The following is a 12,757-nucleotide window of genomic DNA, read 5'->3' as shown; positions in this document are numbered from 1 at the left end:
TTTACCGCGGAATTTCCCCTGCCAGTACCGCCCGCCCATGTACCGCGAGGATTGCAGCGAACCTAGGACATCCGAACTGATAAACGATGGCGCGGACGCGGGCTTCGTAGGCAGGCTGACCGATCAGCCTACAGAGATCCGACGCATGAAACTGCCGATTGGAGCTCGGTGCGGCGCGGATATGATCGTGAAGCTCTTGCGCCTTCGGGTCAGCCGTGTGCTGCGGCACCGGAGCTGCTGAGGGCGACGGAGCTGTGATTGGCGAACTGGTTCGCCAGCGGCGCATGAAGCCAAGCAAGAAGCCAGCCGGAACGCGGGCATTTCCACGTACCCGGTTGAAAGCTAGGAACCGGTCCCAGATCACCTGCGTGTCGACGTTCCAGCAGGCGAGCGACGCCTTCGAGGCTTTGATCAGCTCCGCCCACGGCGTCCGGTAGACGTTGGTTCCGTCCGCAATCTCGATCCTTCCTGCAAAGATAGTTTTGTTCTTATTTTCTCTAGATAGTGATGTGTCGCCTGAGGCTGACACGACATATGGCGGTGTGTCGGCATTACTGTTGCCCCCAAACCGGAAGAGCCAAGGCGCGAACTTGCCGTTCGGCTTCCACCGGACCAGAGCTAGCCTGGACGACGCGATCTCGGCCAGGAGCGCCGTTAGATGCTGCCGCGAAACCCCCATCTTCTCAGCGAGATGCGCCAGCGTGAACGCGGCCGTTCCGCGCTCGAGCCCGTTGTAGCCATCCTTCCAGGCGATCCCGTCGAGGATGATCGTCGCGAGCTTGTGCGCCGCCGTGGAGAGTGGCGTTTCGGTGATGCGGCGCAGGATGGCACCGGTCGTGAGTTCCATGTCGTGTCGTTCCTTCAAGGGGCGACACCAAACCGCGAGGCGTGCAAAATTTCGTTCCGGCAAAGGTATTTGCCGGTTGAACGGGTCCAAAGCTCGCGCTAAATTCCCACTACCACGAGGAAATCAGTGCGGCGTCGGGCCTATGGTCTGGCGTCGTTTCTGTTTCTGGGTGTTTCAGTCTTTCGATCGTGTCGGAGAGGCTGGAAGGTCAGGTCATCAGTAGCGCACCTCCTCGAAGCCGTAGGTGCCCTCGTAGTCGGTCCAGTCGACGAAGACGCCGCGGAACCAATAGTCAGAACAGCTAGTCCCCGGGCGGAACGCTGAAGCGGACGGAACCCGGGCCGGCGTGGACCGCGCCCAGGCGAAGTCACCCTGTTCGCCGTAGGTCCCCACGCGGATTGTCGACCAGGTGTTGCAATCGCCGTCCCTGTTGCGGTGCCGCCGGTATTCAATCTGAAACACATGGATCGAGCGTACGAAGTCGTAATCCGGATCGGAAATGTCGACGTCCGCCCGGTCCTGAGCCAGGTAAAGCTCGGCAGGGCTCTCGCCCCGTGACCGTGGGAGCGGTTCGCCATCTTCACGCAGCGCGATCTCGAACAGCCGCTCCATCGGGGCAATTTCGCGGTTCAAAGACGCCCGCATCGGGCAGTTCCATATCTGCAGCGGCGGCTCGACCGGCCAAGGCGTGATCCGAGCGATGAAGACTGCACGGGCGTGGGCACATTCCGCTGAAGCCGGCCAGCCGCCTGCAAGGCAGAGAAGGATTGCACAATCGACGGGATAGGCGGCAACCGGCGCCGCAAGCGATAGGGAGACTGCGGTCGCTGCGACGGCGGCCGCGGCTCGTAGAGAGTTCATTACTGGTTTCCTTGTGAAAGAGCCTGAAGGGAAGGAGCAGGGAGGCTTGATTTGGCGAGGTCAACCGTCGGGCTCGGGGCCGAGCGCCTGATAGTCGCGGATCGCGCGGTTGATCTCTTCGGACACTTCTGCTCGCGCAGCATCCAGACAGCGCAGATAGGCCTGCGCCTCATCGAAGTAGGCTGTGAACTCCTGCCCTATCTCCGTGCGATACTCGGCACGCGTGGCGGCATCCGTGACCGGCGCGGGCGGGCTCGGCGGCAGGCAGTCCAGTGCCGTGGCACCTTGAGCGACCCCGCAAACAAGCTTTGTGAGCAGCGTGGCGACGACGAGGCGAGCGCTTCTGGAGAGGAGGGTGGACATGCACGATCCGGAGATTTCAAAACATGTTCATGAATTGCAAAACACCGCTATTGACGCAATAGGATTCTACCGCTAGGTGAGCGCCATGTTGTGCGACGACATGTTTCTCATCAGCGCAACATGCACTATGTTCTGCCGTGAGCGTGTTGCTTTCGGAAGGTGCCAACCCATGAGGAACTTGACCCCGGTGATCTTGCAGGCCGGACTGAAGGAGGCCCTGACCGAAGGCGGCATCGTCGAAGCCCTCTGTGTCGAGGACGCAAAGAAGGTTCTCAATGTCTGGCAAGGCACCTGGCGCATTCAGTTGCGCCTTGGCGACCAGACAGCCCTTCTGGTGATCTCGCGCGGGCTCGAACCCCGGGAATTCAAGACCGTCACCGGTCTGATCTCCTTCGCGGTCGAGTTGGGTCTGACCACGGTCCCCGTTCCTTTGAAGAAGGGCGAAAAGGCAACCTGGACCCATGACGCAGCGGTGGAGCCCATTCCCTGATCTGACCCTCTGTGGCGGGCTGGCGCTTTGGCTCATTGCCGCACAAGGTGCCGTAGCCGAGGTCATCGACCTCGGGGCAGGGGCTGAGGACCTGAGGGTTCGAGCCAGCGTCCTCGACTTTGGCAAAGAGCTTCCCAGACGCGGCGATTTGAACGGCGCCAAGTTCGAAGATGAAGCTGAGGCCGATGCAGATGACGAAGGTCTCGTTGTGCTCGCGTCCTACGGCACGCCCCCGAAGGGCAGGGGCCCGCGCGGCACGGCCGAGATCGAGGACCTCGTTCTCGATGTCGGCGACGACTATCTTCGCCACCCTGCGCTGAAGGCGGCCGGGCTTTCCGGGACGGAATGGCTGGCGCTCTTCCGGGCCAACATCGCCGTGGAATCCGCCTTCAATCCGGATGCGCGCTCCTCCGTCGGTGCCATCGGTCTTGGGCAGTTGATGCCAGGAACCGCTGATCTCCTCGGTGTCGATCCCCATGATCCGGAAGAGAACCTCCACGGCTCTGCCCGCTATCTTCTCGCCCAGCTTGAGGACTTCGGCGCTGCCGATCTTGCACTCGCCGCCTACAACGCCGGACCCGAAGCGGTCCGCGATTACGGCGGCATTCCTCCTTATGCCGAAACCGAGGGCCATGTGGCCAAGGTTCTGCGGCTGACCAACGCAACCCTCAGTTCGGAGTAATCCAGATGTTCCGCAATCTTTTCGGTGCGCGTTTGCCGCGCCTGGCTTTGCACACCCTTTTGCTGGCCATGCCCTTTGCGGCGATCCTCGCGGAGCCCGCTCTCGCGCAGAACCTCGATCCCCTCGAGAACATGCTTCAGACCGTGGTTGATGCACTGACCGGCCCGATTGGACGGCTGATCGCCATCCTTGCGGTCGTGGCGGCGGGCTACATGATGTTCACCGGCCGCCTGAACTGGCCCCTCTTCCTTGCCATCTTCTTCGGCGTGGTCCTCGTCTTCTCTGCCGCGACCATCATCGACGGCTTTGCGGCCCCCTGAGGTGGGCAAGGCAACAGGCCGGGTGTGTACGCACACCCGGCTTGGCCGATCCTCCGGATTTCTCCCATGCATGACGCGCCCCTGTTTCTCGGCCTCACCCGGCCGCCGAAGATTTTCGGCCTGCCCATCGGCTATTTCGTGAGCCTGATGCTGGGCTCGGTTATTCCCTTCGTGGGCGCGAACGACTGGCGGTTTCTGCTGATCGGGGTCGTCGGCTATCCGGTCCTGTGGTTCGTGGCAGACCGCAATCCGAACCTCTTCGAGACGGTCGCAGTTGTCTTTTCCCGGACGCCGCGCACACGGGGCAAGTCGGCCTTTGGCGGAGATCGCCATGTCAGCTGACTTCAAGTCTCTCTTCCCGGCCACCCCGGCGCTGCGATCTGCTTTGCGGCCAGAGGATCTCTCAGCCGAGACTTTCACCCGGCACTTGCCCTGGCTGTCCGCACCCGCGGACAACCTGATTCTGACCCGGCAAGGTGATCTGATCGCCTCTGCCGTAGTCGAGGGGCAGGACAGTTTCACGACGGAAGAGGGGGAGCTCTCGCTCGCCACCACCTCGCTCGCGCGGTTGATTGGCCAGCTGGGCGAAGGGTTCGGGTTCCATATTTCCAAGCTGACCCTGCCGGATGCTCCGCAGTTGAAGCCCTTCGATGGTGAGGGCACCGGGGCCGAATTCGCGGCCATGGTCGATGCCCGGTGGCAGGGACATCTTCGCGCCCGCAGCCTAAAGCGGCGAGTGCTGATGGTGTCGCTCATCCTGCGCCCGACTGCGCTGAAACGTGCCCCTCTGATCGGCGCGCTCTTCAAGGCAGCCTTCACGGGCGATCTTGGCCAGCGGATCGAACGGTTGAATGAAGCGATGGGGCTCCTTGCTGGCGCCTGCCAGGGTCTGGGCTTCCGGCGGCTCACCGTTTCTTCCGGGGAATGGCTCGGTCTCTTGGGTGTCCTTCTCGGGCAGCCCATGGCCAAAGTCCTTCCGATGCGCGGCCAGTTTCTAGCCGAGGCCGTCGCGTCATCGCAGATGACCTTTGCCGGGAAGCGGGTGGAGATCGAGTCCGGCGCCGGGCAGCGCTTCGGGACGATCTTCGGCGTGAAATCCTATCCGGCCCGAACCTGGGCGCGGATGCTGGATGCTCTGGAACTGCCCTACGACATCGTCATCACCAACAGCTTCACGCCGACCCGCAACAACGAGATCGAAGAGCGCATTAAGCGCACGGCACGGCAGATGCGCGCCTCTGAAGATGCCGCCGAAACCTTGCGGCAGGAGCTTTATGAGGCCGCAGACAATGTCGCCTCTGGCCGACAGGTCTTTGGAAAGCATCACCTGACTGTTATGGTCACGGCCAAGACCCCGGAACAACTGGAGGAAGCGGCATCTGAGGTTTGGCGGGCGGGGCAGGACTGTGGGGCGACCCTCGTGCGCGAGAGTTTCGCCGCCCGCGCGGCCTGGCTTGCCCAAGCTCCGGGCAACTGGGCCTACCGCCCGCGCACAGCCCTGCTGTCAGCCCAGAACTTCGCGCATCTCGCGGCGCTACACCGGGTCACGGAAGGTCGCTCCAAGGCACAGTCACCGTGGGGCGAGACGATCACAGCGCTGCCGACGGTGACCTCGAGCCTTTACCGCTTCAATTTCCACGACAAAGGCGAGCGGGGGGCTGAACCGAGTGCTGGTCACACTTTGGTGCTCGGCCGCACGGGGTCGGGCAAGACCCTCGGCACCGCTTTCCTCATGGCACAGGCGCGGCGAGTCCATGCCCGCATCCTTGTGATCGACAAGGACCGGGGCCTCGAGATGGCCGTGCGGGCCCTGGGCGGAAGCTATTCTGCAATCAGGATCGGTGAGGCGACAGGCCTCAATCCGTTCCAGACCGAGACCGATGAGCGCGGGGCGGCCTGGCTCACCGACTGGCTCGGTGACATCCTTGCTGGGTCACGTGTCTTCGAGACCGCACAAACCGTCAGCCTGAACGCCGCTGTCCGTCAGATCGTTTCAGCTGATCCGCGGCTACGGACGTTCGATGGTCTCGCAACCCTCGTCGCCTCGACTGACGATGAGGGCGACCTGGTGGGCAGAGTCCGGGAATGGGGGCAGGGTGGGCGGCATGGCTGGCTCTTTGGGCCCGGGGCCACATCCCAGATCAGCCTGTCAGAAGACGTGGCCGGCATCGACATGTCGGAGATCCTCGATCTCGGGACCGAACGCTCGGCGCTTCTCGCCTACCTCTTCCGCCGCATCGAACGGGTGATCGAGGATCGCCGTCCGACCCTCATCGTCATCGATGAGGCCTGGAAGATGCTCGACGATCCGATCTTCGAGAAGCGCCTGCATGACTGGCTCGTCACCATGCGGAAGAAGAATGCCGTGGTGATGATGCTGACCCAGACGCCGACCCATCTGACCCGGGTCAAGGTCGGTCAGATCATCGCGGAAAGCGTGGTGACCCAGCTTCTCTACCCGAACCCGCGCGCCAACCCCGAGGATTACCGGATCCTGCGGCTGAACGAGAAGGAGGCAGAGTTTCTCTGCACGCCGACGGGTGGCTTGCGCCTCGCCCTCCTGCGCTCAGCCGGGGACTCGGTCTTCGTCAACATGGGTCTTGCGGCTCTTGGGCCCGCGCTGGCCGTTCTTGGCGGCGGCCGATCCGGCGAGGACCGCGCGCCCTACGGCTGGCGCGACACCCCAGACTTCTGGAAGGACATGATGTGATCCGACGCAACCGCCTGACCCCCGCTTCCCTTCTCGGGCTCACCCTCCTCTCCGCCTGCGCGGGTGTAGAGACGGGCGCGGTCTCCCCCTGCCACGGCCAGTTCCGGGCCGAAGGCAAGTATTTCGCGGCGCGGGAACAAACCGACGGCAGCACCGTCGTCGTCTCGACAATGAACGCCCCCGACGCGCGTTGCGGGAACTGAGCCACCGCATGCGCCGCGCTCCCATTCTTCTCGGGCTACTCCTCGGCAGCTCTTTGCCCATGGGCCTCCTGGCCCAAGGCGTGCCGATCATCGACGGCTCGCGGCTGTCGAACTTCATCTCGCGCCTCGTTGAACAGGCCGAGGATGCCGTGAAGCAGGGGGAGAAACTCACCACCCGCACCGAACTCAGCGAGATCGAAGACGATCAGCTGGCCGCCTATGAGCGTTTCCTCGCGGATACGACCGGTGTGACTGACCTCAGCAGCTTCGAGATGGGGGCGGGAACCTTTCCCTCTGCCGAGGAAGTTTATCCCCTTGGGGAGACGAGTCCGGAAAGCCAGCGACTTTTCGGTGAAGGCGAGACAGTCGAGGCGATGATCATCGCGACGGCCGCACGGTACGAGACGCACCCCGGCGTCGTGAAGGTCGGTCTCACGCCCACGACCTGGCGCATTCTTTTCCAGTCGCTGGTGAAGCAGGAAAGCGGGTTTTCCAACGCGGCGATCAGCCCGGTCGGGGCCATGGGTTTCTGCCAATTGATGCCCGGCACCGCCGCCGATCTCGGTGTCGATCCGAGCGATCCGCTGCAGAACCTCGATGGTGGCGCACGCTATCTCGCGACCCAGCTCAACAGCTTCGGCCGGATCGACTTCGCGCTCGCTGCCTACAATGCGGGGCCGGGCAACGTCCAGAAATACGGCGGCATCCCACCTTTCGAGGAAACCCGGAACTACGTCCGCCGGATCTCTGGCTATTACGATGCCTATCTCTCGGTGATCACCGGCGCGGACGTGACGGGCACGCTGGCCGGGGTGGAGGGCGCCAGTGCCGAATGGGGCAACATGTCCTCGGCCTTCATCGGCTATTCCGGCCAGCAGTCGGGGCAGATCGAGGCGGCCATGGCACGGATCAAGGGATTCCTTGAGACGGCCAAGCCCCAGACCCCGAAAGAAGCGGTTGACCAGAACACCTACATGCTCGCGGAACGCGCGCGCCTCATGGCCCTGACGCTGCGGTTGCGCGCCGGTGCCGTCAAGGTCGAGGCGGCCCGCGGGCTCTCGGATGCCGCGCAATCCCTGCAATACACCACCTTCTGGGAGTACACTCCGTGAGACCTGCCGTCCTTCGAACAAGGGCGCGTCTCGCGCTCGCCGTCTGCGCAACGCTTCTGGCAGCGCCCGTTCTGGGGCAGGGCGTTCCCGTCATCGACGGTACCAACCTTGCCAAGAACATCGAGCAGCTGCAGGCGGCACTCCGCGATGCCGAAAACCAGATCGCGCAGATCGAAGAGCTGAAGAAACAGGTCGAGACCGGTCTCGAGCAGCTGACCAACCTCGAAGGCATCCTCGGGTCGATCTCGGGCCTGAACGAGATCGCGAGCCTTTACAATTCGGTGGAGGACCTGCGTTCCCGGGCGGCGAAGATTACCGACCTTTCCGGCTTCCAGGACGCGCTGACCATCGGGGATTTCGATGGGCTTCTGGACAGCCTTCTCGATGGCGACGTGACCATGGGCGACAAGATGGCCGCCGAATACATGCGCGACACGCTGGAAGGGGCCGGGCTGACCTCGGAAACCCTGGCCGGGCTTTCGTCATCCGAGAACCCGCAGGACAAGCTCATCGCGACGACCGCTGCCACGAGTGCAACGGTTATGGGCGTGGCGCAGCTCTCTTACGAGGAAGCCGCCCAAAGCCTCGCGCGGATCGACGGCCTCGTCGACGAGATCGCGAACCAGGACACGCTCAAGGAAAGCATTGACCTCAACACCCGGATGGCGGCCGAGACCAACTACATGCTCGGCCAGATGTGGCGGTTGAACGCAGCTGCGGGGCTGGCCGCCGGGCAGACAGGCGTGAACTGGGCCGCAGAGCAGGCCAAGGAAAAGAGCTTCTTCGATTACTCGGGGGCCGAATGATGCGGCGGGCTTCTCACCACGTCGCGGCGGTTGTTGTCATGGTCTGCTTTGCCAGCTTCGCTGCTGCGCAAGACATCGCCACTTTCAGCGACGTTCAGCTAATCGAAGAGACCCGGGAAGCGGTAGGCGCGCAAAATGCGGAGGCCGCGCTGGATCTCCTGACCGAAATGCAGCGACGCGGGACCGGTATCTTTGCCGGGGCGGAGAGGAGTTCTTGCGGCGAGGTGATCGACCTCCCCGAGGGGATCACCCACTGGCGCTTCAAAGGTGCCGCGCGGCAGGCCTACATTACAGCAGCGAAGACGAAGGCCCTAGAGGCGGGGACATGCGGTTGCCTCTTCGACGGGTTCAGCTTCGACAACTTCACGTCTGAACTGTTGGGGAAGTCGGCTGCCGACCTCATCAATGATGATCGGAGAGACCTCGAGGCCTACCTCACTCAGCACCAACGCGAGACCGAGGCGCACTATCGCGACCTCGAGACCGTCTGTCGGTCCATGTGATTCATGGCCATCATCGCCGACATCCTGACCCAGGTCGACGCCGCCGCAACCGCCGTTGGCGCCACGGCATTCGACGCCGTGGCCGCCGAGATCGTTCCGGTCTTCCGGGTCGGCTCTGTTCTGGTGGTGGCCCTGGTCGGCATCAACCTGATGGCACAGGCCGTGCCAATGACGCTGCGCAATGGTCTCGGCCTGATGGTTCGGATCGCAGTTGCTTCGGCATTCCTGTCATCCTGGACGAACTTCAATGCGGTCTATGGCGTCCTGACCAATGCCCCGAGCGAGATCGGGGCGGTCGTCATCGAAGCCTTCGGCGGAGGATCGGGCAACCTCTATGAGGGGCTCGATTCGCTCTACTTGCAGGCCCTCGATGTCGGGCAGGCAATCAGCCAGAACGGCAGCTACATCACTGGAGCCCTCGCGGGCCTCCTGATGTTTCTCGTCGCAGCCCTGATGGCGACCGTGTCGATCATCGTGATCTCGGCCGCGAAGATCATGATCGGCGTCCTCGTCATTTTCGCGCCGATCGCGATAGCCTGCACGCTCTTCAAGGTGACCGCCCCGCTCTTCGATCGATGGGTGAACCTCGCCCTCGGCTTTGCTTTCTACCCGATGCTGACCTCGGGCATGGCGGCCTTCACAATCGCGATCGCCCGCGACCTGACGCCAGCCTCTCTCGCCTCGGTCGAAACCATCGGCGATGTCCTGAGTTTCGTCGTCGTCATGATGCTCGGCACCGGCCTCATGGCCATGGTGCCGACGATCGCGCAGTCGCTCGCGTCGACCGCGACCGGCCTCGGGAGCGTCGCAGCCTCGACCTTCCGCTCCGCCGACAGCGTCAAGGGTTACGGCCGCACCGGCATCGCGTCCGGGATCGGTGCGGGCCGAGGAGCGGCTGGTCTTGATGCAGGCGGTCGCCGTCCATCGGATGCGCGCCTGAACGGCAATACCGCCGGACAGATCGGGCGGTCCGCCGTGCAGACAGCGTTGCGGCTCGCGAGCCGGACACCGGACAAGAGCTGATGCCCCAGAATTCGAGAAGTGGAGGACCGCCCATGGAGGCGCATGGATTTGATGTCGATCTCGTTCTGGAGCCCCGTCTCTCGGCCCGGCGTGCCTGGATCGTCGCGAGTGCCGCAAGCGGGCTGAGCCTGATCCTTGCCACCGCGTTGGTTCTCGTTCTGCCCTTGCGGGAAACTCAAGTTTTCACCGTCCTCGTTGATCGCCAGACCGGTGACGCCGAGAACATCCTGCAAGTCGCCCCGACCGGGATCGAGGATCAGGAAGCGCTGAAGCAAAGCCTCCTTGTGGGTTACGTCTCCGACCGCGAGGGCTATTTCCTTGCTGGCATTCAGGCCCGGCTTGAAAGCGTCCAGCGCCGCTCGACGGGGAGCGCCGAGGAAAGCCTGCGGCTTCTCTGGTCGAAGGGCGGGGGCAACACGGCCTATCCGCCCGATGTCTACGGCCCCGGTGCGGAAGTCACGGTGACCGTGCGCCGGATCACCTTCCTTTCGCCGAACGTTGCCCAGATCCGTTTCCTGAAAACCCTGCGCAAGACGAAGCAGGAGCCGGTGACCCAGCCCTTCGTCGCGACGGTCGAGTTCGCCTTCGAGCCGAAGACCGAGCGCTCCCTCGCCCATGTCTGGGCAAACCCGCTCGGCTTTACCGTCTCGGCCTACCGCGTCGATGCCGAAACCCTGGAGACCAATCCATGACCCGTTCTATTCTCCTCCCGGGACTTGCCCTTGCCTGCGCACTCGGCTGCGCGAGCGTCGCCTTCGCCGAAGTTGCGCCTGCGTCGATGGGCGCCGATGCCCGCGTCCGGTCGGTCCTCTACAACCCAGTCGATGTCATCCGGCTCGACACGCATCTGCGTGTGAACACCGCCATCGAACTGGGCGCGGGCGAGCGGATCGACTCGGTCCTTCTTGGCGACAGCGAAGCCTTCGAGGTCGAGGTGCTCTCGAACCGGACCACGGTTTCCGTGAAACCCCTTATTGCCGGGGCCGAGACCAACATGACGATCTATACTGGGCGGCGCACGATCTCGCTGTCGATCAGCGAGGGCCGGTCCCGCAACCCGACCTATCGGCTCGTCCTGCGCTATCCCGAGACGGGCACAAGCCGGGCGACCCGTAGCACCGTGGCTGCAGGGTCTCGCGACATCGGCTATGCCTGGTCGGGCGACGAGACCCTGAAGCCCGTGCATATCTGGAACGATGGGCAAGCGACCTACTTCGCCTTCGCCCCAGGCCTCCGGCCGTCGATCTTCGGTGTGGATGCAACGGGCCGCGAAGTGACGCTGAACTCCGGCACGCGGGGCAGCATCGTCCGCGTCTCGGGCCTGCGCTCCGCCTATTCGATCCGGATCGGCGGCCAGGTTCTGTGCATCGAGCGGGTGGATGGGGGCATGACCACCGACCCAGTCCTGCTCGCCAAGCTTCAGGGATGGGAGTTCTGACATGGCTGATCCCGAGATGACCGATCCGCAGAAGGGCCGAGAGCCGGAGTACAAGGTCGAGCGACCGAAGCCGAAGATGACCCGACAGCAAAAGCTTGGCATGGGTGCGCTGCTCGCAGGGGCGAGCCTTGCCGCGCTCTGGACGGTCTGGCCTTCCAGCCGCGCCATTCCCGATGTGGAAACCTCCGCCGTCGAGGAATTCCAGGATCAGGCTGGAGGCTCGCCTTTCGGGGCGATTGAGCCAGGACCGGAAGCGAAGCCCACCGGGGATGGGTTCTCCGACATCGAAGGGGAACTGGCTTCTCAGCGCGAAGACCTCGAAGCGCGGAACGCCACACTCCAGTCCGAGGTCGAACGGCTACAACGCGAACTGGGTGATCTTGCCGACAGGGCCGATGCCGAGAAGGACCAGACCGCCAAGGAACTGGCGCTCGCGCTGGAAGAGGCACAGTCAGCGCTTGTAACCAGAGCGAACTCACCACCCGACCGGAAAGTCGCAACCATCTTCGCCCAGTCCTCGGCGTCGACCGACGTCTGAGAGGCGATGCCGTTGTTGACCGGCAGGCGTGCCTGTTCGCCCGACTTCGCCAGCACAACAACCATGTCTGGATCGGCCTGCTTGCTGAAGTGGACCACGAGAGCGCCGTTGGGCGTTGGCCCGAAAACGCGGTCCGGATCGCAGACAAGTCGCACCTCACCCGCCGCGCTGGTGAGCACGTAGGTCGGCAGGCCGCGCTCGACACCGACCGTCCAGGCGTCAAGCGCGTGGACAGGAACAGACATCGCCGCAAACGCGGAAACAGCCAGAACGGGGGACAGAACATGCATCGACAGAAACACCTTTCGTGGTTCGCGCGGCGACAGCAAAGCACCGCTTCTGCAATCGGTAGATATGTTCTGATGACGCTCCTGTCCATGAGGGCAAATCGCCAGCGACTGATCGGAGGCCGGAATGGAAGACGTCGTTAGGCCCAAGTCCAAGAAGTCGACCATCGATCGGCGCCTGTGGCGGATCGACCGCGGAAACCGGGAGCTTGTCGCAGAACGACATCGCACAATGGGCGGCCGGTTCAGGACCGTGTGGTTGGTCCCGGAGGAAACCCTGCGTGGCGTCCTCTGGGTGGAGGTTGTCGAGGGCGCACCGGGCGATCCGTCACCATGACCCATCAGCTTTCTGAGTCGGACCGCCCGGATCGATTCAGAAAAGCAATTGGACTTGGAGAGTAACAAGGCAGAGTCTGTGCGGGGGAGGACCGCCATGGCTCTGGCACATCTGCACCGCATCGACCCGAAGGCCAACATGGCGCGGTTCTACTGCATCGATGTTGCGGCGACGCTGTTTGAGGACGTCTCCGTCTTTCGGACCTGGGGCCGGATCGGAAGTAAGCGTCCGGTCTGA

At 63.5% G+C, this 12,757-nt stretch carries 18 protein-coding genes; 15 read left to right on the top strand and 3 right to left on the bottom strand.

The annotated features are described in order from the left end of the window. Position 1: 1 nt before the first annotated feature. The 3 genes from ACO2Q5_RS18760 to ACO2Q5_RS18750 all read right to left on the bottom strand — a co-directional run bounded on the left by ACO2Q5_RS18760 (position 2) and on the right by ACO2Q5_RS18750 (position 2,071). Complete coding sequence (locus ACO2Q5_RS18760; protein ID WP_423293868.1) at positions 2-847, bottom strand: hypothetical protein; 846 nt, start codon at positions 845-847, stop codon at positions 2-4. 216 nt (positions 848-1,063) lie between these two features. Then, positions 1,064-1,708 carry a hypothetical protein gene (locus ACO2Q5_RS18755; protein WP_423293866.1) on the bottom strand — a complete coding sequence of 215 codons (645 nt, stop codon included), beginning with the start codon at positions 1,706-1,708 and terminating at the stop codon, positions 1,064-1,066. A 60-nt stretch (positions 1,709-1,768) separates the two neighbouring features. Next, positions 1,769-2,071 (bottom strand): hypothetical protein, encoded by a 303-nt coding sequence (locus ACO2Q5_RS18750; RefSeq protein ID WP_423293864.1) that lies wholly within the window; start codon positions 2,069-2,071, stop codon positions 1,769-1,771. A 178-nt stretch (positions 2,072-2,249) separates the two neighbouring features. Here ACO2Q5_RS18750 and ACO2Q5_RS18745 point away from each other — a divergent pair, with 178 nt between their 5' ends. The 15 genes from ACO2Q5_RS18745 to ACO2Q5_RS18675 all read left to right on the top strand — a co-directional run bounded on the left by ACO2Q5_RS18745 (position 2,250) and on the right by ACO2Q5_RS18675 (position 12,757). After that, a complete protein-coding gene (locus tag ACO2Q5_RS18745) occupies positions 2,250-2,561 on the top strand; it encodes a hypothetical protein (RefSeq protein ID WP_126976265.1) in 312 nt (103 codons plus the stop codon). After that, entirely contained in the window at positions 2,533-3,243 is a 711-nt protein-coding gene (locus ACO2Q5_RS18740; protein WP_423293861.1) for a lytic transglycosylase domain-containing protein, read from the top strand. Before ACO2Q5_RS18745 ends, ACO2Q5_RS18740 begins: the two co-directional genes overlap by 29 nt. Before the next feature lie 5 nt (positions 3,244-3,248). Further along, complete coding sequence (locus tag ACO2Q5_RS18735) at positions 3,249-3,563, top strand: TrbC/VirB2 family protein (RefSeq protein WP_084451041.1); 315 nt, start codon at positions 3,249-3,251, stop codon at positions 3,561-3,563. A 66-nt stretch (positions 3,564-3,629) separates the two neighbouring features. Further along, a complete protein-coding gene (locus ACO2Q5_RS18730) occupies positions 3,630-3,905 on the top strand; it encodes a type IV secretion system protein VirB3 (protein ID WP_028030999.1) in 276 nt (91 codons plus the stop codon). Beyond that, a complete protein-coding gene (locus tag ACO2Q5_RS18725) occupies positions 3,895-6,273 on the top strand; it encodes a VirB4 family type IV secretion system protein (RefSeq protein ID WP_423293859.1) in 2,379 nt (792 codons plus the stop codon). Before ACO2Q5_RS18730 ends, ACO2Q5_RS18725 begins: the two co-directional genes overlap by 11 nt. Then, the gene (locus ACO2Q5_RS18720; protein WP_423293857.1) at positions 6,270-6,476 is read left to right on the top strand and encodes a hypothetical protein; all 207 of its coding nucleotides are present in this window, start codon (positions 6,270-6,272) and stop codon (positions 6,474-6,476) included. The genes ACO2Q5_RS18725 and ACO2Q5_RS18720 overlap by 4 nt, the downstream gene beginning before the upstream one ends. 8 nt (positions 6,477-6,484) lie before the next feature. Beyond that, a complete protein-coding gene (locus ACO2Q5_RS18715) occupies positions 6,485-7,588 on the top strand; it encodes a lytic transglycosylase domain-containing protein (protein ID WP_423293855.1) in 1,104 nt (367 codons plus the stop codon). After that, positions 7,585-8,394 carry a type IV secretion system protein gene (locus tag ACO2Q5_RS18710; RefSeq protein ID WP_423293853.1) on the top strand — a complete coding sequence of 270 codons (810 nt, stop codon included), beginning with the start codon at positions 7,585-7,587 and terminating at the stop codon, positions 8,392-8,394. The genes ACO2Q5_RS18715 and ACO2Q5_RS18710 overlap by 4 nt, the downstream gene beginning before the upstream one ends. Continuing rightward, complete coding sequence (locus ACO2Q5_RS18705) at positions 8,391-8,897, top strand: hypothetical protein (RefSeq protein ID WP_423293851.1); 507 nt, start codon at positions 8,391-8,393, stop codon at positions 8,895-8,897. The genes ACO2Q5_RS18710 and ACO2Q5_RS18705 overlap by 4 nt, the downstream gene beginning before the upstream one ends. A 3-nt stretch (positions 8,898-8,900) precedes the next feature. Continuing rightward, positions 8,901-9,920 carry a type IV secretion system protein gene (locus ACO2Q5_RS18700; protein WP_423293849.1) on the top strand — a complete coding sequence of 340 codons (1,020 nt, stop codon included), beginning with the start codon at positions 8,901-8,903 and terminating at the stop codon, positions 9,918-9,920. A 32-nt stretch (positions 9,921-9,952) separates the two neighbouring features. After that, positions 9,953-10,612 (top strand): virB8 family protein, encoded by a 660-nt coding sequence (locus tag ACO2Q5_RS18695; RefSeq protein ID WP_423293847.1) that lies wholly within the window; start codon positions 9,953-9,955, stop codon positions 10,610-10,612. Beyond that, positions 10,609-11,358, top strand: a complete 750-nt coding sequence (locus ACO2Q5_RS18690; protein ID WP_423293845.1) for a TrbG/VirB9 family P-type conjugative transfer protein — start codon at positions 10,609-10,611, stop codon at positions 11,356-11,358. The genes ACO2Q5_RS18695 and ACO2Q5_RS18690 overlap by 4 nt, the downstream gene beginning before the upstream one ends. 1 nt (position 11,359) lies before the next feature. Beyond that, complete coding sequence (locus tag ACO2Q5_RS18685) at positions 11,360-11,896, top strand: hypothetical protein (protein ID WP_423293843.1); 537 nt, start codon at positions 11,360-11,362, stop codon at positions 11,894-11,896. Positions 11,897-12,310: 414 nt separating this feature from the next. Next, the gene (locus ACO2Q5_RS18680; protein ID WP_423293841.1) at positions 12,311-12,520 is read left to right on the top strand and encodes a hypothetical protein; all 210 of its coding nucleotides are present in this window, start codon (positions 12,311-12,313) and stop codon (positions 12,518-12,520) included. Between the two features lie 96 nt (positions 12,521-12,616). Further along, entirely contained in the window at positions 12,617-12,757 is a 141-nt protein-coding gene (locus ACO2Q5_RS18675) for a WGR domain-containing protein (RefSeq protein ID WP_423293839.1), read from the top strand.

This window comes from Neotabrizicola sp. VNH66, assembly GCF_049445895.1.
GTDB lineage: Bacteria > Pseudomonadota > Alphaproteobacteria > Rhodobacterales > Rhodobacteraceae > Pseudogemmobacter.
The sequence above is the reverse complement of the archived record's forward strand: the minus strand, read 5'-3'. Positions and strand labels throughout refer to the sequence as shown.